The 19,594-nt window shown below is 69.6% G+C and carries 18 protein-coding genes and 1 tRNA gene; 10 read left to right on the top strand and 9 right to left on the bottom strand.

Annotation, left to right across the window (positions count from 1 at the left end):
* Positions 1-9: 9 nt before the first annotated feature.
* Positions 10-1,437: an MFS transporter gene (locus tag G9U51_RS10235; RefSeq protein ID WP_166196654.1), complete on the bottom strand. Its 1,428-nt coding sequence runs from the start codon at positions 1,435-1,437 to the stop codon at positions 10-12.
* Positions 1,438-1,532: 95 nt separating this feature from the next.
* On the opposite strand from G9U51_RS10235, the gene G9U51_RS10240 reads away from it, so the two are divergent.
* Positions 1,533-2,402 carry a helix-turn-helix transcriptional regulator gene (locus tag G9U51_RS10240; protein ID WP_166196656.1) on the top strand — a complete coding sequence of 290 codons (870 nt, stop codon included), beginning with the start codon at positions 1,533-1,535 and terminating at the stop codon, positions 2,400-2,402.
* 83 nt (positions 2,403-2,485) lie between these two features.
* Here G9U51_RS10240 and G9U51_RS10245 read toward each other — a convergent pair whose 3' ends face one another.
* The 3 genes from G9U51_RS10245 to G9U51_RS10255 are packed head-to-tail and all read right to left on the bottom strand — an operon-like array spanning position 2,486 to position 4,300.
* Complete coding sequence (locus G9U51_RS10245) at positions 2,486-3,397, bottom strand: exodeoxyribonuclease III (protein ID WP_166196658.1); 912 nt, start codon at positions 3,395-3,397, stop codon at positions 2,486-2,488.
* Between the two features lie 28 nt (positions 3,398-3,425).
* Positions 3,426-3,815, bottom strand: a complete 390-nt coding sequence (locus G9U51_RS10250; RefSeq protein WP_166196660.1) for a rhodanese-like domain-containing protein — start codon at positions 3,813-3,815, stop codon at positions 3,426-3,428.
* Positions 3,812-4,300 (bottom strand): cysteine dioxygenase, encoded by a 489-nt coding sequence (locus tag G9U51_RS10255; protein WP_166196662.1) that lies wholly within the window; start codon positions 4,298-4,300, stop codon positions 3,812-3,814. The genes G9U51_RS10250 and G9U51_RS10255 overlap by 4 nt, the downstream gene beginning before the upstream one ends.
* Positions 4,301-4,412: 112 nt before the next feature.
* Here G9U51_RS10255 and G9U51_RS10260 point away from each other — a divergent pair, with 112 nt between their 5' ends.
* The gene (locus G9U51_RS10260) at positions 4,413-5,699 is read left to right on the top strand and encodes an alpha-hydroxy-acid oxidizing protein (RefSeq protein WP_166196664.1); all 1,287 of its coding nucleotides are present in this window, start codon (positions 4,413-4,415) and stop codon (positions 5,697-5,699) included.
* Positions 5,700-5,728: 29 nt separating this feature from the next.
* Positions 5,729-6,604, top strand: a complete 876-nt coding sequence (locus G9U51_RS10265) for an SGNH/GDSL hydrolase family protein (protein ID WP_166196666.1) — start codon at positions 5,729-5,731, stop codon at positions 6,602-6,604.
* Between the two features lie 17 nt (positions 6,605-6,621).
* Here G9U51_RS10265 and G9U51_RS10270 read toward each other — a convergent pair whose 3' ends face one another.
* Entirely contained in the window at positions 6,622-7,065 is a 444-nt protein-coding gene (locus G9U51_RS10270; RefSeq protein ID WP_166196668.1) for a DoxX family protein, read from the bottom strand.
* A gap of 299 nt (positions 7,066-7,364) precedes the next feature.
* Here G9U51_RS10270 and G9U51_RS10275 point away from each other — a divergent pair, with 299 nt between their 5' ends.
* On the top strand, positions 7,365-9,347 hold the full coding sequence (locus G9U51_RS10275) for a hypothetical protein (RefSeq protein WP_166196670.1): 1,983 nt from the start codon (positions 7,365-7,367) through the stop codon (positions 9,345-9,347).
* Between the two features lie 27 nt (positions 9,348-9,374).
* Here G9U51_RS10275 and G9U51_RS10280 read toward each other — a convergent pair whose 3' ends face one another.
* The 4 genes from G9U51_RS10280 to G9U51_RS10295 all read right to left on the bottom strand — a co-directional run bounded on the left by G9U51_RS10280 (position 9,375) and on the right by G9U51_RS10295 (position 11,690).
* The gene (locus tag G9U51_RS10280; protein ID WP_166196672.1) at positions 9,375-10,523 is read right to left on the bottom strand and encodes a serpin family protein; all 1,149 of its coding nucleotides are present in this window, start codon (positions 10,521-10,523) and stop codon (positions 9,375-9,377) included.
* 26 nt (positions 10,524-10,549) lie between these two features.
* Positions 10,550-10,969, bottom strand: coding sequence for an Imm63 family immunity protein (locus G9U51_RS10285; protein WP_166196674.1), 420 nt, complete (start codon positions 10,967-10,969; stop codon positions 10,550-10,552).
* Between the two features lie 15 nt (positions 10,970-10,984).
* Positions 10,985-11,464, bottom strand: a complete 480-nt coding sequence (locus G9U51_RS10290; RefSeq protein ID WP_166196676.1) for a glutathione peroxidase — start codon at positions 11,462-11,464, stop codon at positions 10,985-10,987.
* A gap of 139 nt (positions 11,465-11,603) precedes the next feature.
* A tRNA-Leu gene (locus G9U51_RS10295) sits at positions 11,604-11,690 on the bottom strand.
* 829 nt (positions 11,691-12,519) lie between these two features.
* Here G9U51_RS10295 and G9U51_RS10300 point away from each other — a divergent pair.
* The 6 genes from G9U51_RS10300 to G9U51_RS10325 are packed head-to-tail and all read left to right on the top strand — an operon-like array spanning position 12,520 to position 19,592.
* Positions 12,520-13,542, top strand: coding sequence for a DUF3662 and FHA domain-containing protein (locus G9U51_RS10300; RefSeq protein ID WP_235945942.1), 1,023 nt, complete (start codon positions 12,520-12,522; stop codon positions 13,540-13,542).
* Positions 13,539-14,018 (top strand): FHA domain-containing protein FhaB/FipA, encoded by a 480-nt coding sequence (locus tag G9U51_RS10305; RefSeq protein ID WP_166196678.1) that lies wholly within the window; start codon positions 13,539-13,541, stop codon positions 14,016-14,018. Before G9U51_RS10300 ends, G9U51_RS10305 begins: the two co-directional genes overlap by 4 nt.
* A gap of 3 nt (positions 14,019-14,021) precedes the next feature.
* The gene (locus tag G9U51_RS10310) at positions 14,022-15,335 is read left to right on the top strand and encodes a PP2C family protein-serine/threonine phosphatase (RefSeq protein WP_166196680.1); all 1,314 of its coding nucleotides are present in this window, start codon (positions 14,022-14,024) and stop codon (positions 15,333-15,335) included.
* On the top strand, positions 15,332-16,708 hold the full coding sequence (locus G9U51_RS10315; protein WP_166196682.1) for an FtsW/RodA/SpoVE family cell cycle protein: 1,377 nt from the start codon (positions 15,332-15,334) through the stop codon (positions 16,706-16,708). Before G9U51_RS10310 ends, G9U51_RS10315 begins: the two co-directional genes overlap by 4 nt.
* Positions 16,705-18,162: a peptidoglycan D,D-transpeptidase FtsI family protein gene (locus G9U51_RS10320; protein ID WP_166196684.1), complete on the top strand. Its 1,458-nt coding sequence runs from the start codon at positions 16,705-16,707 to the stop codon at positions 18,160-18,162. Before G9U51_RS10315 ends, G9U51_RS10320 begins: the two co-directional genes overlap by 4 nt.
* Positions 18,159-19,592: a serine/threonine-protein kinase gene (locus G9U51_RS10325; protein ID WP_166196686.1), complete on the top strand. Its 1,434-nt coding sequence runs from the start codon at positions 18,159-18,161 to the stop codon at positions 19,590-19,592. Before G9U51_RS10320 ends, G9U51_RS10325 begins: the two co-directional genes overlap by 4 nt.
* Positions 19,593-19,594 lie beyond the last annotated feature (2 nt).

The following is a 19,594-nucleotide window of genomic DNA, read 5'->3' on the forward strand; positions in this document are numbered from 1 at the left end:
GCGCGAAATTCAGCGTTCTTTCAGGCTGCGAGCGCCGAGCGCGATGCCCAGCCCGGCGACCACCTGGAAGGCGATCCCGACGGCGAAGGCGTTGGCACCACCCCAGCGCGACCCGACGGCGGCGCACAGCGTGGCGAGCCCGGCGACGCCGGTGGCGAGCGCGCCCTGCTGGATGGTGACCAGCACGCCGCTGCCGACGCCAGCGAGCTCGTGCGGCACCGGCTGCAGCACCGCCCGGTAGATCCCGCCGAAGAAGAACGCCTGGCCCAGGCCAGCAACCGCGAGCCCGGGCGCGAGCGTCGGCAGGGACACGTGCGGCCACTGCCACCACAGCGGAGTCGCGACCGCGGTGAGCCCGATCGCCTGCAGCACACCGCCGATCGTGAGCACGCGGTTGCCGATCCTGGGCACCAGCCGCTGGGTGACGAAGGCGCCGCAGAAGAAGGCCACCGCCATCGGCAGGATGGCCACGGCGCTGGTGAGCGCCGAGCGGTGCAGTTCGTTTTGCAGGGTGATCGCGAAGACGAACATGAAGCTGCCGAAGCCCATGAAGAAGGGCGCGGCGAGCATGAGTCCGCGGCGGACCTGCGGGATGTGCAGCAGCCGCGGCGGCAACAACGGCGTCCGGCCGCGGGCTTCGACCGACTGTTCCACCCGCCATACGGCATAGGCGAGCGGCAGGACCACGAGCAGGCTGACCCAGGTCCACCAGGGCCAGCCGAGCGCGCGTCCCTGGTTCATCGGGATGAGCAGCGCGAGCAGGGTGAGGCCGAGCAGCACGGTGCCGCGCACGTCGACCTGGGCGGGGAGCGGCGAGCGGCTCTCGGGCACGGTGGCGAGGCCGACGAGGGCGAGGATGCCGAGCGGGACGTTGATGAAGAACAGCGGCCGCCACGACGAGCCGGCGATGTCGGCGTGCAGCAGGACGCCGCCCACGAGCTGACCGACGGCGAGCGCGATGCCACCGACCGAGGCGTAGAGGCTGAGCGCGCGGTGCCGCTGCTCGCCGGTGGTGGTCGCTTGGATCGTGCCGAGCACCTGGGTGGGCAGCAGCGCGGCGAAGACGCCCTGCAGGATCCGGTAGAGGATCAGGTCGGTGCCCCCGATGGCAAGCCCGCACAGCAGCGAGCTCACGGTGAAGCCGACCAGCCCGACGGCGAGCATCCGCCGGCGCCCGATCATGTCGCCGAGGCGCCCGCCGAGCACGAGCAAGAGGGTGAACGCGATCGTGTAGCCGGCGACCACGAGCTCCAATCCCGCTGTGGTCATTGATAATTCGGTCTGCATGGTGGGCAGCGCGACATTGACGATGAAGGTGTCCATCATCGTCATGAGGTATGCCGTGAGCAGGGTGGCAAGTCCCAGCGCTCGCAGCCTGGGTGCAGGGTCGGCCGGGCTCGCTGAGATGGGGGTTGAGGTGACGACGGCGTCGGTCATGGTGTCATCCTGACGCTCGGCGTAAGCTGGTACCAGTTGCAGATTTATCCTGGTACCACCCGGTGCCCGGCTGACTGCGGAAAGGCGTCGCCCCGATGAGCACGACTGCACCCGCGATCGCCACCGATCCCGACCAGGCGCGACGAGCCGAGCTGGGGTCCTTCCTGCGCAGCCGCAGGGAGCGGCTGACGCCGGAGCAGCTCGGGCTGCCGCCCACCGGCCGCCGGCGCACACCCGGCCTGCGCCGCGAGGAGGTCGCGCAGCTCGCGAATGTGAGCACCACCTGGTACACCTGGCTCGAGCAGGGGCGCGATATCTCCGTGTCGGCGCAGGTCGTGCTGTCCCTGGCGCGGGCCCTGCGGCTGAGTCCCGTTGAGCGGCAATACCTTTCGACCCTGACGCACACACCGGTCCAGCAGCAGAAGACGCAGTGCACCGCGGTCTCCCCGGTGGTGCAGGCGATGCTGGACCAGCTCAGCCCCTGGCCGGCGTTCGTCCAGGATCTGCGCGGCGACATCCTGGCCTACAACCTCACCTACGGGCACCTGCTCTGCGATCTGGATGCTCTGCCGGCGGAGGACCGCAACTGCGTGTGGTTGGCGTTCACCAACGAGGAGTGGCGGGTCGGGCTGGGTGACCGGGTGACCGAGGTCCGCAGCTATCTGGTGAGCGCCCAGCGCACCCGGATGGCGCACACCCCGAACGACCGCACCTCCCAGGATCTGGTGCGGCGGCTGCAGTCGGTGTCGGAGGAGTTCACCCGCCTGTGGGCGCGGCATGACGTCACCAATACCGCCGACCACCCGCGCAAGACCTTCATCAACCCGATCGTCGGGGAGTTGCGCTTCGACGTCGCCGACCTGTGGCTCGGCCCGCGCGAGGGCACCCGGCTGCTCAACTACCAGCCGGCCGACCAGCGCACCGCTGACCGGGTCCGGCAACTGCATGACCACCTGTCCGCCTAACGTGGTCAACGTGACCGACGACTGCTGGGACGCCCCTCCCCGCCAGCTCCTGCCCGCGGACTGATCCGGCCCCACCCAGCTCGTTAGCTGAGCGCGAAGTCGACCAGCACCGGCGCGTGATCGGAGAGGCGACGGTCGGCCGAAGGCTCGCGGTCGACATACGCCGCGGTGGCCGTGCGCGCGAGCCGCGGGGTCGCCAGGTGCAGGTCGATGCGCCAGCCGGTGTCCCGGTCGAAGGCGCCCGGCATCCAGGACCACCACGAATACGGCCCGTCGACCTCCCCGAGCTGTGCGCGCAGCACGTCGACGAGTCGGCGTGAGCCCATCAACGACGCAAGCCACTCCCGCTCCTCGGGCAGGAATCCCTCGCTCTGCGATGCCCGCCGCCAGTTGCGCACATCCCAGCGGTCCGGTGCGATATTGAAATCGCCCATCAGCAGGTAGTCCCGCCCCTTGGCCTGCGCTGCGCGACGAGCCCGATCTGCTTGTCGCGCAAAGGAATTCAGGAAGCGCATCTTGCGCTCATACTTCCGGCCGCCATCCGGTGCATCGCGCATCCGGCCGGGCTTTTGCAGGTGCGCCGGCAGGCCACCCTTGGGCAGGTAGAGCGATGCCACCGTGAGCGGAGCATCGGCCAGGTCAACCTCGGCATACCTGCCCTCGAGCGCGAACTCGTGCAGACCGCGGGCGTGCGGGACGACCTCGGTCTCAACGAGTGCGGTATGCCGTTCGCCCGGTCCGCGCACGAGCGCCGTGCCGCTCCAGGTGCGCACGGCGGCCGGTGCCTCACGGGTGAGGATGCCGACCCCGTTGCGGCCCGGCAGCGTGCCCTCGTCGTAGGTCAGCCAGTGGTTCGGGAAGGCGGGCACGAGCTCCGCGGTGGCGCGAACCTCCTGCAGCGCAACGACATCCGGGTTGCGGTGCGCGAGCCAGCCGAAGAAGCCGCGCTTCTCACTCGCCCGGATGCCGTTGACGTTGAAGGTGGCGACGAGCACCCCCAGAGGGTAGGAGGCCGAGGGTGGTTCACCCGGCGCGGGTCGCCGCGATGGGCAGCCCAGCGGCGGCATACGCCCGGAATCCCCCGACGAGATCGGTCGCCCGCTGGAAGCCCAGAGCCTGCAGGTCGCGCGCGGCGAGCGAGGAGGAGTAGCCCTCGTTGCAGACCACGACGACCTGCTGCTCGAGGTCCGGGCCGTCCTTGAGCCGGGCGGAGCTGGTGGGGTCCAGCCGCCATTCGAGCACCAGCCGATCGATGACCACCGCGCCCGGGATGTGCCCTTCGACCAGCCGGGTCTCGGCCGGTCGAACGTCCACCACGAAGGCTCCCTTCGCTTGTGCCGCAGCGAGATCGGCCGGATCGACCCGGTCCAGGTTGGCGCGCGCCTGCGCGAGGATGCCGTCGATCGTGCTCACCACTCGTGTCCCTCCGGCTCGTCGGACCGCACCACGCGATCCACGAGCAGGCGGCCGCTGTGCAGGTCGTAATAGGTCATCTGGGTCAGTGCGGGAGCGTACGCGTGGATCGTGACGGCGGGTTCACGGCGTTCGTTGCGGACGTCGTGGATGTCACCGGGCCGCACGGATTGCACGGCGCCCTCGGCCAGGTCGCGGGCAATCAGCTGGCCGCCGCGGGGTCGCAACTCCGCGATCGTGCCGCGCACCGTGGTGAAAGCCGCCGACGCGTCGCCGTGATCGTGCAGCCGGGTGCCCTGGGACTGCTCCCAGCAGATCACCCACACGTCCACGCCCTCCGGCACGCTGATCCGCGCCCACTGGCGCTCGCCCCGGTCGAAACGCACCAGCGGTTCCCAGAGCGCGCGGTCCGCGGCCACCCGGCAGACCAGCTCGACCAGTTCGGTGTCGGTCAACGTGCGTGGCGCAAATGCGGTCGAGCTCATCGCGATCCTCCTTCGGTGGGTGCTTTCGGGTGCGCTCAACATAACGTGCCGTTTTGGTTATCCCAACTCATCGTTTCCAGCATGCAAGACGGGGCGCTGGCAGAGTTGCCCCATGACGACGCCACCCGGAGCCGGGCTCGCCCGGCAGATGCAGATCTATCTCGCGGGGATCTCCGGCACCCGACCGAAGGTGCCCACCGATCTTGTCGCGCTCGAGGACGCCGCGCGCCGTGCCATGTCCAAGCGAGCCTGGGCGTATGTCGCCGGCGGAGCCGGACAGGGCCGCACCATGCGGCGCAACCGTGAGGCCTTCGAGCGGTGGTCGATCGTGCCCCGTATGGCGCACGGCCAGTCCCAGCGAGATCTCACCACGACCGTTGTGGGACAACGACTTTCGTCACCTCTTCTGCTTGCGCCGGTGGGCGCCCTCGGGATGATCACCCCCGATTCCGACCTACAGGTCGGGCGCGCCGCGGCGGCGCAGGACGTCCCCTATGTCATCTCCAACCAGGGCTGTTCACCGATGGAGCAGATCGCCGCGGCGATGGGACAGGGCCAGCGCTGGTTCCAGCTCTACTGGAGCAAGGATGAGGACCTCGTCGATTCGTTCATCCAGCGCGCCGAGGCATCCGGAGCGGCCGCGCTCGTGGTCACGCTCGACACCACCAGCCTCGGCTGGCGCACCCAGGACCTCGACCTCGGCTCGCTGCCCTTCGGCCAGGGTGTCGGCATCGCGCAGTACACCTCCGACCCGCGGTTCGCGCAGATCGTCGCCGAGCGGGTGCAGACGCCGACGTCCGGGCCGAAGCCGCGCGTGACCCCCGCCGCGGCTCGCACCTTGGTGTCGGTGGCTCGCAACCATCCGGGTGACTTCCGCGGCAACCTCACCGCGCCGGAGCCCCGAGCTGCGGTGCAGACCTTCCTCGACATCTATTCCAACCCGGGGCTGTCCTGGGAGCACCTGGCCACGCTGCGCAACCGCAGCCGACTTCCGTTGGTGCTCAAGGGAATCCTGCATCCGGACGATGCGCGGCGGGCGTTCGACCTCGGGTTTGACGCGATCGTGGTGTCCAACCACGGCGGTCGTCAGGTGGATCTCGAACGGGCCTCTTTGGACGCGCTCATCGACATCCGCACCGCGGTCGGCGACGACGCCACGGTGCTCTTCGACAGCGGCATACGGACCGGTGCGGATGCCTTCGTCGCGCTGGCGCTGGGCGCCGACGCCGTGCTGATCGGCCGCCCTTATGCCTACGGACTCGCCATCGCCGGCCAGCAAGGGGCGGAGGACGTCATCGCCAACATCCGGGCCGAGCTCGACCTCACCATGGCCCTCACCGGCTGCGCCGATGTCGCCGCGATCACCCCTGACCTGCTGACCCAGGCCACACACACCTGACGTCCAGACAGCTTCGCAAGCCTCGGCGCATGCGCCGTTCACCCTTTCGTGATCTCGTCGCGACGCTGGCCGTGCTCGTGCTGGTCAGCGGCCTCGCCCTGGGCGTGCCGCATTGGCGCACGGAGCACGCGCTGCGCGGTGCCGGCCGGCTGGTCACCGGGTCTTCGAGCGCCGCGGATCCGCCAGGTCCGGCCAGCCCGAGCCCGAGTGCGAGCAGACCGCCCCTGCGGGTCGTCGCCCTCGGTGACAGCGTGCCGGCAGGCGCGAACTGCGGGTGCACGGCATATCCCTCGCTCGTCGCCACCCGGCTGGGCGCCCAGCAGGGACGCGCACCGCAGCTGCACAACCTCGCCCAGAACGGCCTCACCTCCGACCAGATGGTCCAGCAACTGGCCGACCCGGCCACAAGGTCCGCAGTCGCCGCGTCGGACCTGGTCATCATCGAGATCGGCGCCAACGACTTCGACCAGAACAACGCGTATGACGCCAGCTGCCAGCCCGCCGCGTCGTCCGACTGCTACGCCTCCGATCTCGGACACCTGCGGCAGACGATCAACCGCATCCTGTCGATCGTCACCTCGCTGCAGACCGCGCCCAACGCGCGCGTCGTCGTGCTCGGCTACTGGAATGTCTTCCTCGACGGCGACACCGGCGCCTCCGAGGGGCCGACCTATGTCTCCGGCAGCGCCGATCTGACCGGGGAGGTCAACGCAATCCTCACCGCGGCGGCCGGGAGCCATCACGTGCTGTATGCCGACGCCCACTCACCCTTCGATGGACCCGACGGTGCCGGGGACGCGACGCCCTACCTCACCCCGGACGGTGACCATCCGAATGCCGCCGGGCACCGCCTGCTCGCGCAGGCGGTGCTGGCCAGCCTCGGCGCCGAGGCGGCAACCGTCTAGGCCGAGCGGCCGAGGGTTCAGACCGAGGCGGCGCGGGCCGGCATACGGCGGCGGAACAGCCGATCGATGCTAAGCGGGCCAGGGCCGGTCGCGGCGAACAGCAAGGCACCCAGGCCCAGCGCGGCCACGAGCTCCCAGCCGCCGGGGACGAAGATGCCCTGGGTGCGGTGCACGAACCAGAAGGCACCCGCCATGTCGATCACCAGCAGCAGGCTCACGATCGTCGTGGCCGCGCCGAGGATGAGCAGCACCCCGCCACCGAGTTCGACCAAGGCCGCGAACCAGGCTGACACCTTCGGCGCGGGCACGCCCATCTTCTCGAAAGCCGTTGTGGTTGCTTGCATTCCGTTGGTGTTGAGCTTTTGCCAACCGTGGGCGATGAAGATCACTCCGAGCAGCACACGCGCCGCCGTCACTGCGACTGAGCGCAGATGAGAGGTGGTCGTTGTCAGGGAGGGCATCACAATCCTTCGAGTCGATGACAGGCCGACGACACCTGTAGTGGTGTCGTTGAACCGTCAACGGCCTAGCTTTCGGCCGGGTTCCCCCGGCGCGGCAACCTTTCGCCCGAAGGGCAACCCGATCTTTCGATGGTTGAGCAAGGCCGACGAAGGAGGCCGCGTCGAAACCACTTGCGTTACGAGGACATCGGCGCCTCGATTCCGAGCCTCGTCTCGACTAAAACGCCTGTGCTGCAACGGTTTTCGCGAGCTGTGAAAGAAGGCTAGCCGGGCGGTCCGGACGCGCGTAGGGTGCCGACATGCGCCCGGTCAAGGGGGTTCCGACCCGCATCGCCTCTGAGGCCGATGCGCGCGAGCTGAGCCTGCGGATCGTCGAACCAAGCCGGGTGCATCCCCTGCTGGTCATCGCAACCACCGGTCGCGACTGGGTGGACGCCGACGAGCTGGCCGCGACGCTGCGCACCACGGCGGACGTCTTCGTCGTGCCCGCGCAGTGGATCGACGCGGCGATGCATCACGTGCCCTCCACCGGCCGGGCGTTCGGCACCGCCGCCCGCATCTACCCCGGCAAGGACGTTCCGTGGCAGCAGCGGCCGCACCTATCGCGCTATTTCACCGAGGACACCGCCGATCTCGCCCAGATCGTCGAGGAGGTGCGCAAGGTCTCGCCAGGACAGGTGGAGCGCTCCGAGGCCAGCAAGCGGACCGACGCGGCCCGCGCGGTGGCGACCCAGGCCCGGCATACGGTCGTCGAACTCACCTCGCCGGAGTTAGTCGACGCCTTCCTGAAGCGCCTGCTCGCGCCCGACCGCGCCGTGCCGTTCGCACTGGTCACGATCGCCGAAGGCCAGGACCAGCCCGCCATCGACGCGCGCGCCGTGCTCGACACCGCTCCCGGTGAGATCGAGGTGTATGTCGTGCGATCCGGGCCGCTCACCTTCCGGATCGCCGGGCAGATCGGGCGGATGGCGTCCGCCTTCGGCGGCGCGGGACGGGTGTATGCCGTGGGCAACGCGTGGTTGCGCGACCCCTACACCTCACCGCTGCATCTGGTCACCGGGCCCGCGGACGGGCGGCACGCGACGGACCGGATGGTTGGCGACGCGCTGACCGAGGTATGGCGGGCCCGCGAACTGCAGCGGGTGGCGATGCACCAGCCGCTCCCGGGTTCGCCGCCTCCCGTCCGTCAGCTCACGGACCCGCTCGGCGCCTATCGCGAGGGTGACGTCGTGCTCGCCAAGGTGGCCGCCGTTGATGCGAATCACGCTGTGCTGCAACTGCATCCGGGCATCGAAACGACGATCACGGTCGACGATGTCACCGGCAACGAGCTCGACCGGCTGGACGACCTGATGAGCCCGGAGGAGATCGTCGCGGTGCGGGTCGTCGGTGTCGGTGCGGGCCCGGCCGGCTGGCGGGTCTCGATGGTCGACGTCGATGACGACGAGGAACCAGTGCCGACACCCCCGGTGCGGGAAGGCGGTGGCCCCTGGCTGATCCTCGACCTTGACGCCGAGCCGTCCGCCGGCCCGACGGTGCAACCGGAGGTGGCCGCCGCGGTGCCTGCCGAACTCGGGCCGGGGGCACCCGAGCCGCTTCCGGAACCCCCTCCAGCGCCCCATCCAGGGCCGGGGAGCGAGACCAGCAGCCTGCGCCGCCAGCTCGCCGAGCTCACTCGCGATCGCGACCACTGGCAGCGTGAGGCGCGGCGCCACGACCGCGACGCGCAGGAGCAGTACAACCAGGTGCACGCGTTGCGGCAGGAGTTGGCCAAGGTCAAGACGCGGGTGCGCAAGTCGCGCACGACGAGTGGTGCGGACGCCCGGTCCGCTGGACCGGCCTTCGCGTCGGCGGAGGACCAATTCCGATGGGAGGTGTTCACCGCCTGGGTGGAGCGAATTCCCGCTGGAGAGAAGGCATCTCGCCCGTTGCCGCGCTATTGGATCGGTCCGGACTTCCTGGCTTCCCTCCACCGTTTGCACGGCCTGTCGCCCCGCCGGGTCGCCCAGACGGTCATGGAGTTGCTGCTGGACCCCGGGTCGAATGACGCGCATCCCCTGCGCAGCGGTCCGGGCGGGAGCACCAGCGCCGTGCGCTCCGGCGAGTCAACCGCGTGGCGCGCGTATGTCGAGCACAAGACCCCCAGCGCCCGTCGCCTGCATTACTGGCGCGGGCCGGGCGGCAAGGTCGAACTCGGTCACGTGGGGATTCACGACGACCTGGACCCGGGCGCGGCCCCGGCATACCTCGGGGAGGGTGGCCCGCTCCCTACTGGTCTGTAGGCACCGGCCTGTGGGCGGAGCGATGGTTCAGTCCTGCGCATTCTCCGGCTCGGCCACCCAGGCGGCGAACACCGGCAACCCGTCCCATCGATCGTCCTCGCCGGCGAGGGCCGTCGCGACGACGGCATACGGGTGAGAGAACCGGACGACGCCGGTGCGGTAAGGACCGGGTCGTGCCATCGGCACACCCGCGGCGACGGCGGCGACGGTCAGCGCCGCGGCTTCGAAGCCCTCGCGGTGGAAACGCGCGACTGCGCTCTGGATCGCCTCGACCGGTCCGCCGTCGCCGGCGAGGTGCTGCAGCGTCCGGCCGGCCGCGCCGAACCCGAGCTGCGGCAGGTCCAGCAATTGATGCTGACTGCGCGCACTCCACGCGGGCAGCACGGCCTCGAGGTGTTCGCCGCTCCAGGTCGACTCCTCCTCGGTGATCGTCCACAGCGGGTGCTCCCCTTGTGGCAGATCGAAGAGCGACACCTCAGCGACGTCGCTTGTCGCGATCTCGTGGGCCGCAGCGAGCACATCCGCGGGCGGGACCGACTCGTCGGCGATCACCGAGGTGACCGCCAGGTCCTCGCCCTGCGCGGTGTGTATGCCGACGAGCCCGGCGCGGTCGGTGTCGACGATGGCGGTGTGATGGGCGTAGCTCGGTCCGGCATGCAGCACGCGATCGAGCTCGCGACTCCACGGCCCGCGCAGCTCGCTCGCGTCGGCGAACTCGAACGGGATCGACCACGAGATGCGGGTCGCGAGCGCCGACGCGAGCACGACGACCAGCTCGCGCAGTTCCACGGGAAACCTCTCGATCAGCCCGAGCGTCTTCTCGCGCGCCCAGTCGTCGGCCGCTGCCTGACTCGGAATCGCCCCAGTCTCAACGGTTTTCGGCAGGCTGCCGCTCCACTGTATGAGCCGGGCCGACGACGGGTCGGTCCACGCCGCAGCGGCCGCGACGACCGCGGGGTGCGGCTCGGCGAGCAACTCGGCGGCCGCGCGTTGCGCCGACCGCGCGTCAGTGCCGAGTGCGTCGAGGAGTTGCTGCTGGTCGTCGCCCTCGGCCGCGGGTGCCACCAGGGCGAGCACCAGCCACGCGCCCAGCGGCGAAGAGATGTGGTGCGTGCCGCCGCCGAGCGTCGCGAAGCGTTCGGCATACCGGCTGATCAGGGCGGGCAGGTCCGTCATACCGACAACTGTGCACCCGCTGGGGGTCAGGAGGAGAACGGATAGGCGCGCAGGATCAACGCCTGCCGCTCGCGCTCGAGTGCGCCCCACCGTGGGTCCATCGCGGTGAGCCAGGCTTCGGTGAGGTGGAACCACTGGCGACGGGTGTCCTCGCCCTTGCGCCGGTGCGCCAGCTCGTAGGCCCCCGCCACCTCGGAGACCAGGTCGACCATGACCAGGTGCACGAGCTCCTCGACGTCGTCTACGACATCTTCGCGCAGGGTCCGCCCCTTCTCCTGGACGCGGTAGAACAGTCGCCCGTGCTCTTCGCGGTAATAGGGGAAGCCGGCGTCCAGGCATTCGGTGTCGGTCACATGCCACGGGCGCAGCCCGGACTGCGCGTGCAGCATCGCGACACATTCGTCGACCCGGCGGGCGACCTCGGCGAGGCGGGCGGACTCGGCCATGGTGTGCGCGGGTGCTCAGCCGAGCGCGCGCTCGATGTCCTTGCCGAGCGCGTCCGGCTTGGTGGTGGGGGCGTAGCGCTCGATCACCTGACCGTCGCGGCCGATGAGGAACTTGGTGAAATTCCACTTGATCCGGTCACCGAGCAGGCCGCCCTTCTGGTCACGCAGCCACACGAAGAGCGGGTGCGCATCCGCGCCGTTGACCTCGACCTTGTCGAACATCGGGAAGGTGACGCCATAGTTTTGCTGGCAGAACGCGCCGATCTCGGTGGCGTCGCCGGGCTCCTGGCCGCCGAACTGGTTGCACGGGAAGCCCAGCACGGTGAAGCCGCGGTCGGCGTACTTGTGCTGCAGCTGCTCGAGGCCGGCGTATTGCGGGGTGAACCCGCACTGGCTCGCGGTGTTGACGACCAGCACGACCTGCCCGGCATAGTCGGACAACTGCTGCTCCTGCCCGGCAAGGGTCGTGGCGCTGAACTGCGAGAGGGAGGTCATAAATCGAAGGCTACGCGCCCGTCGACGCCCAACATCTCGCGGCGACGGAGCGGGCCGCAGGCAGGAACAACGAAGCTCCCGGCCGGATCTTCTCCGGCCAGGAGCTTCGGTAAACCCACGGATAGCCACCGACTACCGCTGGTGCGCGAGGGGGGAGTTGAACCCCCACGCCCTTTCGGGCACACGGACCTGAACCGTGCGCGTCTGCCTATTCCGCCACTCGCGCGAGTGCCGCCCTAGTCTGCCTGCTCGCCCCCGATTTCACCAAACCGGGGTATGCCGAGCGCGCTCGCCGTCGGACCTTGGCCACCGGATCGTCAGCGTCCGTGGCTCAGGACGCCATACCTGCTCCCAGCCACGGACCCTGAGCGGACCCACCCGCGGCGTCCGTAGCCCAGGACACCGTGGGTACTCTCCGGCGCGGACGTTGCAGAGACGACGCGCCAGCGTCCGCCGCCCACGACGCATGTGCGTCCGGAACGCCTGACTGCACCGACGGCCAAGCTCGAGCGTCAGCACCACCGGCACATAACGCGCCGCTACGCCTGACAGCAGCGGACCCCGAGACGCGGCGTCAGCACCAGCGGCACATAACGCGTCGCAACGCCTGACAGCAGCGGACCCCGAGACGCGGCGTCAGCAGCAGTGGCACATAACCGGCCGGAGCGCCTGACGGCAGCGACGGCCAAGCTCGAGCGTCAGCACCACCGGCACAAAACGCGCCGCAACGCCTGACGGGAGCACTGTTGTGGGACCACCGTCAGGGAGTCCGGCCAAAGCGCCGATGATTTCGACACGCTCGCTCCTTCGTCGCTCGCTTGCTCAATCAACGAGGGCGACACTCTCGGCGCGGAGCGTGGCGATACGGCTCGATCGTTACGATGACGTGCCGGGATCTGAATCGGTAGGCGCGACGTCGCACGTGTGCGGGATCGACGATGATGTCGGCGGCGCTGCCGAAGACGATCGAGGGCAGACGACACCGGGCGACCCGAGCTTGCGCGATGAAGAGCGGTGGGCCGGCCGGCAGCAGCCGGTGCAGGGCCGGTAACGGCATGGACGAGCATGCGAAGGAGGCGGACTTGGGGCTGTTCGACAAGCTGGAACAGCGCCTGGAGCGTGGCGTGCACGGCGCCTTCGCCAAGGCGTTCCGCTCCGAGGTGCAGCCGGTCGAGCTGGCGAGCGCGGTACGCCGGGCGATGGACGATCGCGCCACCAATGCCGGCAAGGGCAAGCGCCCGATCGTGCCCAATCTCTTCGGCATCGAGTTGTCCACCACCGACTACGACCGGCTCACCGCCTACGAGGAGCAGCTCGCCGACGAACTCAAGGCCAGTGCTGCCGAGCACGCCGAGTCCCAGCGCTACACCCCGGGCGGCCCGTTGACCGTCGTCTTTTCCGAACGCGACGACCTCGAGACCGGCGTCTTCGCCGTCCGCCCGTCGATCGCCCGCCAGGCCGCAGCGCTCAAGGACGCGCCCCCTAAGGATGCGCCCGACCAGCCCCAGCACGAGCCGGCGAGTGAGGTCGCGAACAGGACGTATGACGACCCGGCCGCCCAGCGCCCCGAGGGAGCCTTCGCCCTCCCCGGCCACCGGCCGGCTCAGTCCCAGGTCCATGCCCAGGCCCCCGCCCCGACCGACGAGCGCACCCACACAGCCGACGCCGACACCGCCGGCGACCACCCGATCCCGCGCTTCGAGGACCAACCCGACCCGGCGCCGGCATACGACCGCACCGACCCGCTGCGACCCTCGGCTGCCGCACCCCGCCGGTTCAAGCAGCGCCCCTATATCGACATTGACGGTGACCGCTACCCGCTGATCGGCGCGATCACCGTCATCGGTCGCGATGACGATGTCGACATCGTGCTGGACGACCCGGGAATCTCTCGGCGGCACAGCGAGATTCGCGTCACCAACGACGGACCGCATCTGATCGCGGCGCTGTCCGATCTCGGCTCGACCAATGGCACCTTCGTCAACGGCCAGCCGATCACCAGCGTCCACCTCACCGACGGCGACCGCATCACCGTGGGCCGCATCTCGATGATCTTCCGGGAGGGCCGCCGCCGATGAGTGAGCTGACCGTCACCGCGATGCGCTTCGGCATCCTCGCGCTGTTGTGGGCCTTCGTCTTCAGCATCGTCGGCGTCATGCGCGGAGACCTGTATGGCGCCCGCGTCGTCTCGCGCGGCACCGGACGCAACGCCCGGGTCGCCTCGCGCGAGCAGGCGGCACGCCCGGCGCGGGCCCGCCGCAACTCCCTCTCCCACCTGGCGGTGATCGAGGGCTCGATGCGCGGCATCACCCTGCCGCTGTCCGAGGGCGGCATCCTCATCGGTCGCAACCCTGAGTGCACGCTGGTGCTGACCGACGATTTCGCGAGCGGCCGGCATGCTCGCATCTACGCCGAGGGCGACCAGTGGTTCCTCGACGACCTCGGTTCCACCAACGGCACCTTCGTCGGCCATCAGCGGGTCGGCGAACACGTGCCGATCGGCGAGGGCGCCCGCATCCGCATCGGCACCACGGTGCTGGAAATGAGGAAGTGACCCATGCCCATCGCCTTGCGTTATGCCGCCCGCACCAACCTCGGGCTGGGGTCCAAGACCCGCAACGAGGACTCGGCATACGCCAGCCCTGACCTGCTGATCCTGGCCGACGGGATGGGCGGGCACGCGGCGGGCGACACGGCCAGCTCCACCGTGGTGAGCGAACTGATCAAGCTGGACGGCGAGTCGCTCGGCGCGGACGAGGCGCTGCAGCATCTGCGCGATGCGGTCCACCGCGCCAACGACCGGCTGCGCTCGGAGATGGACTCCGCACCGGACACCGAGGGCATGGGCACCACGCTGATCGCGTTCCTGCGCAGCGGCAACAAGCTGGCGCTCGCCAATATCGGCGACTCGCGCGCCTATCTCGTGCGCGACGGCGTGTTCACCCAGCTCACCAAGGACCACTCCTTCGTCCAGGCGCTGCTCGACGACGGGCGGATCACCGAGGAGGAGGCCGAGCACCACCCGAACCGCTCGATGGTGACGCGCGTGCTCACCGGCCGTCCCGAGGACGAGCCGGACCTGTCGTTGCGCGAGGTGCTGCCCGGTGACCGGCTGCTGCTGTGCTCCGACGGTCTGTCGGACTATGTGGCCGGCTCGACGATCGAGAGCATCGTCACCCGCGAGGGCGCGCCCGCCGACATCGCCGACCGGCTGATCGACATCGCGGTCAAGGCCTCCACCCGCGACAACGTCACCGTGGTCGTCGCCGATGTGGTCGACGGCGGCGACGGGCTGCCCGGCACTCCGCAGATCGTCGGCGCGGCCGCCAACCGCTCGCTCGGCGATGTCCACGACGACGACACCCAGGAGCAGCCGCAGGGTCCACGCACCCCGGCCGAGAAGGCCGCGGCGTTGTCGCGACAGACCACCAGCCGGCCCCAGGTCCCTGCCGACGACTACGTCGAAGAGGAGGAGGCGCCGCAACCGCCGCTGGCCGAGGAGCGGCCCCGGCGCGGTGGCCCCTGGCGCTGGCTCGGGTTGATCCTGTTGATCATCGCCGTGCTCGGCGTCGGTGCCTTCGTCGCCAACAGCTGGCTCGACAAGCAGTACTACGTCGGCGACAACAACGGCAAGGTCGCGATCTTCCGCGGCATCAACCAGAACCTCGGTCCGTTCAGCCTGCACGACGTGGAGACCACCACCGACATACCGACCGGTTCGCTGCCGCCGTTCTACCGCACCAAGGTGCAGCAGACGATCTCGGTGAAGGACAAGGCGTCCGCCCAGAAGACCCTCGCCCAGGTCCGCCAGGCTGCCGCCGCGTGCGCCGCCTCGCCCACCACGACCCCCGCGGGGTCTTGCGGCTCGTGACAGCCATCACCACCGAACACCCTCGCACCCGCCGTGGCACCGAGCTGATCCTGCTCGTCCTGGCGGTCGGGCTGGTGCTGCTCGCCTACGCCGACGTGGCCCTGGTGATGGATGGCCGCCTGCCCACCGACCTGTTGCCGATGGGCGCCGGCTTCGGCGTCATCGTGCTCGCCTTCCATCTCGTGCTGCGGTGGAAGGCCGCGTATGCCGACCCCATGCTGCTGCCGATCGCGACGGTGCTCAACGGTCTCGGCCTGGTGATGATCCACCGGCTGGATATCGCCGCGGGCGACGACATCGGTCAGGGCGCGGCCGTGCGCCAACTGATGTGGAGCGCCCTGGCCGTGATCATGGCGATCGCGCTGTTCTTCGTGCTGCCCGACCACCGCCGGCTGCGCCGCTACACCTTCACCTTCGCGCTCGCCGGCATCGTGCTGCTGATGATGCCGCTGCTGCCGGTGCTCGGCAAGAACATCAACGGCAACCGGATCTGGATCGGGTTGGGGCCCTTCAGCTTTCAGCCCAGCGAGATCGCCAAGATCCTGCTGATCGTCTTCTTCGCGTCCTATCTCGTGCAGACCCGCGACGCGCTCTCACTCGTCGGCAAGCGGTTCCTCGGCCTGCCGCTGCCCCGCGCCCGCGACCTCGGCCCGATCCTCGTGGCCTGGCTCGCCAGCCTGGCCGTCCTCGTCTTCGAATCCGACCTCGGCACCTCGCTGCTGTTCTTCGGCGTCTTCGTCGGCATGCTGTATGTCGCGACCGAGCGTCGCTCGTGGATCGTCATCGGCCTGGGGTTGTTCCTGGTCGGCTGCTACACGGCATACCTGCTGTTCGCCCACTTCCGCTCACGCGTGGTGCTGTGGCAGGACCCGTTCACCCCGGGCTACTCCGACCAGCTCGCCAAGGGCCTGATGGGTATGGCGTCCGGCGGCCTCTTCGGCACCGGCCTCGGCGCCGGGCACCCCGAGTTCACCTATTTCGCCAACTCCGACTTCATCATCGCCAGCTTCGGTGAGGAGCTCGGCCTGGTCGGGCTGATGGCGATCATCCTGCTCTACGCGCTGCTGGTCGAGCGCGGCCTCCGCACGGCACTCGCCGCCCGCGACGGCTTCGGCAAGCTGCTCGCGACCGGGCTGGCGTTCTCGCTCGCGCTGCAGTGTTTCGTGGTGATCGGCGGCGTCACCCGGGTGATTCCGCTGACCGGTCTGACCACCCCCTTCCTCGCCGCCGGCGGCTCGTCCCTGCTCGCCAACTGGGTCGTCGTGTCGATCCTGCTGCGGATCAGCGACCAGGCCCGCCGCCCGCTCAACGAAACCCCGCCGTCGCTCGGCTCCGACGAGACCCAGGCCGTGAAGATGGTGAAAACTCGATGAATACGCCGATCCGCCGGCTGGGGCTCGTCGTCGCCGCGATGTTCTGCGCCCTGCTGCTCGCCAGCACGATGATCCAGTTCGTCCAGGCGAAGGCGCTCAACGACAAGCCGGGCAACCGGCGCACGATGCTCGCGTCCTACGCCAAGGAGCGCGGCTCGATCATCGTCGACGGGCGCGCCGTAGCCGACTCGCAGCCCAGCAACGACGATTACAAGTGGCAGCGCCGCTACAACCAGGGACCGCTGTATGCCGCCGCGACCGGCTACTTCTCGTTCATCTACGGCACCAGCGGGGTGGAGCGCGGCTACAACGCCTACCTGTCGGGCAGCTCGGACAAGCTGTTCTACCGCCGGCTCACCGACATCCTCACCGGCAAGACCCCGCAGGGCGCGAGCGTCGACCTGACGATCAAGGCCAAGGTGCAGCAGGTCGCCACCCAGGCCCTCGGCAAGCAGAAGGGCGCGGTCGTCGCCCTCGACCCGAAGACCGGCGCGATCCTCGCCCTGGTGACCAGCCCGTCATACGACCCCAATCTGCTCGCCGGTCACGACATGACCAAGGTGCAGAACAACTGGAACGCACTGCTGAAGGACCCCGACAACCCGCTCGTCAACCGCACGATCGGCGGCAACCTCTACCCGCCGGGGTCGACCTTCAAGCTCGTCACGACGGCGGCGGCGCTGCAGTCCGGCAAATACCAGCCGGACTCCGAGCTGCCCGGTCCCGCGACGATGAAGCTGCCCGGCACCTCGAACACCTATCTGCCGACCGACGACAACCGGCCGTGCGGTCCCGGCGACAAGACCTCCCTGACCCGCGCGCTCGCGGTCAGCTGCAACACCGCCTACGCCTCGCTCGGTCTCGACCTCGGTGGCAACGCGCTGCGCGACCAGGCCAGCAAGTTCGGCTTCGGCATGGACCTGTCCATCCCGATGAGCGTCACCCCCTCGACCTTCCCCAGCGAACTCAACCAGCCCCAGCTCGCCCAGTCCGCGATCGGGCAGTATGACGTGCGCGTCACCCCCCTGCAGGTCGCCATGATGAGCGCGGGCATCGCCAACGGCGGCAAGGTGATGCGCCCCTATCTCGTGCAGACCGTGCGCGACAAGAACCTCGACGTCATCTCGACCACCGACCCCTCGACCTTCTCGCAGGCCGTCAGTTCCGACGTCGCCAGCCAATTGAGGGACATGATGGTCGGGGTGGTGGACAACGGCACCGGGACCAACGCCCGGATCCCGGGGATCCAGGTCGCCGGCAAGACGGGCACGGCCGAGCACGGGAAGGGGAAGATCCAGCACGTGTGGTTCACGGGATTCGCCCCGGCCAATGACCCGAAGGTCGCGGTCGCGGTCATCGTCGAAAACGGCGGCACGGCAGGGCAAGAAGCGTCCGGCGCGTCGGTGGCCGCACCGATTGCGAAAAAGGTGATGGAAGCGGTGGTCTCTCCATGAATCGGATCGGTGACTCCCTCGGGGGGCGCTACGAGCTGAGCGAGCGGATCGCCGCCGGAGGGATGGGCGAGGTCTGGAAGGCCCGCGACCAGATCCTCGGCCGCACCGTCGCGCTCAAGTTGCTCAAGGACGGGCTGACCGACGAGATCGGCTTCACCGACCGCTTCCGCAACGAGGCGCGCCTGTCCGCCGCGCTCGCCCACGGCAATATCGCCCAGGTCTACGACTACGGCGAGGACGACGGCACGGCATACCTCGTGATGGAGTATGTGCCCGGCATCCCGCTGTCCAAGATCATCGCCGAGAACGCCCCGATCTCCTCGGTGGACACCGTCGGCCTGATCACCCAGGCGGCCAACGCGCTCAACGCGGCGCACCGCAACGGTCTGATCCACCGCGACGTCAAGCCGGCGAACATGCTGGTCACCGAGGACGGGCTGGTGAAGCTCACCGACTTCGGCATCGCCCGCGCCGTCGGCTCTGCGGCGATGACCAAGACCGGTGAGGTGATGGGCACGGCGCAATACCTCGCTCCGGAGGCCGCGGTCGGCCGGGAGGTCAGCGGGCTGGCCGATGTCTACTCTCTCGGCGTCGTCGCGTACGAGATGCTGACCGGTCGGCGCCCGTTCGAGGCGGACTCGCCGGTCGCGCTCGCCCTCGCCCACGTCAACACTCCGCCGCCGCCGATGCCGCAGGAGGTGCCGCCACCGGTGCGGGCCATCGTGCTGGCCGCGCTGGAGAAGGACCCCAACCTGCGACCCGACACCGCCGCGGAGTTCGCCCGGGCGCTGCGCCAGGCCGTCGTCGACAGCGACCGGATGGGTTACGACCCGCGCGACCGGGCGCCCAAGCCGCTGCCCCCGGGTGGGCCGGAAGGTCCGTCGGGTCCCCGCAGCGGTGGGTCGGCCGTGCAACCGCAGTTCCAGCCGCAGAACTTCGCCGCGCCGCAGGGTCAGCAGGGCCTGTCCGGGCCGCAAGGCGCCTCCGGGCCGCAGCAGACCGATGCCCGGCACGGCATCAGCCCCGGCGACCACCCGTCCGGCCCGCAACAGACCGCGACCTCCGGTCCGCAATCCCAGCAATCGCCCACCTCGGGTCCGAACGAGCAGCCGGGCGCCCGATACGAGGGCTCCGGTCCTGCCCCGACCGGCCCGAAGGAGCAGGGCGCGAGCTCGGGCCCGTTGGTTCAGCCGACCTCTGGTCCGCAGTCCGGTGGCACCCGGCCCCTGAGCGGGTCCAACGCGGCCGGCAAGCCGAAGATGTCCGAGCGCACGATGCTGGCGATCATCGGCGGCGTGGTGCTGCTCGGCCTGATCATCCTGGTGTCGGTGCTGCTTGCCACGCGAAGCGGCGAGCCGCCGACTCCGCCGCCGACCAACAAGACATCGCTGGGCGCCCCGGGCACCCCGCCGGACTCGTTCAGCGGATAATT

Source organism: Metallococcus carri, assembly GCF_011440275.1.
GTDB classification, from domain to species: domain Bacteria; phylum Actinomycetota; class Actinomycetes; order Actinomycetales; family Dermatophilaceae; genus Metallococcus; species Metallococcus carri.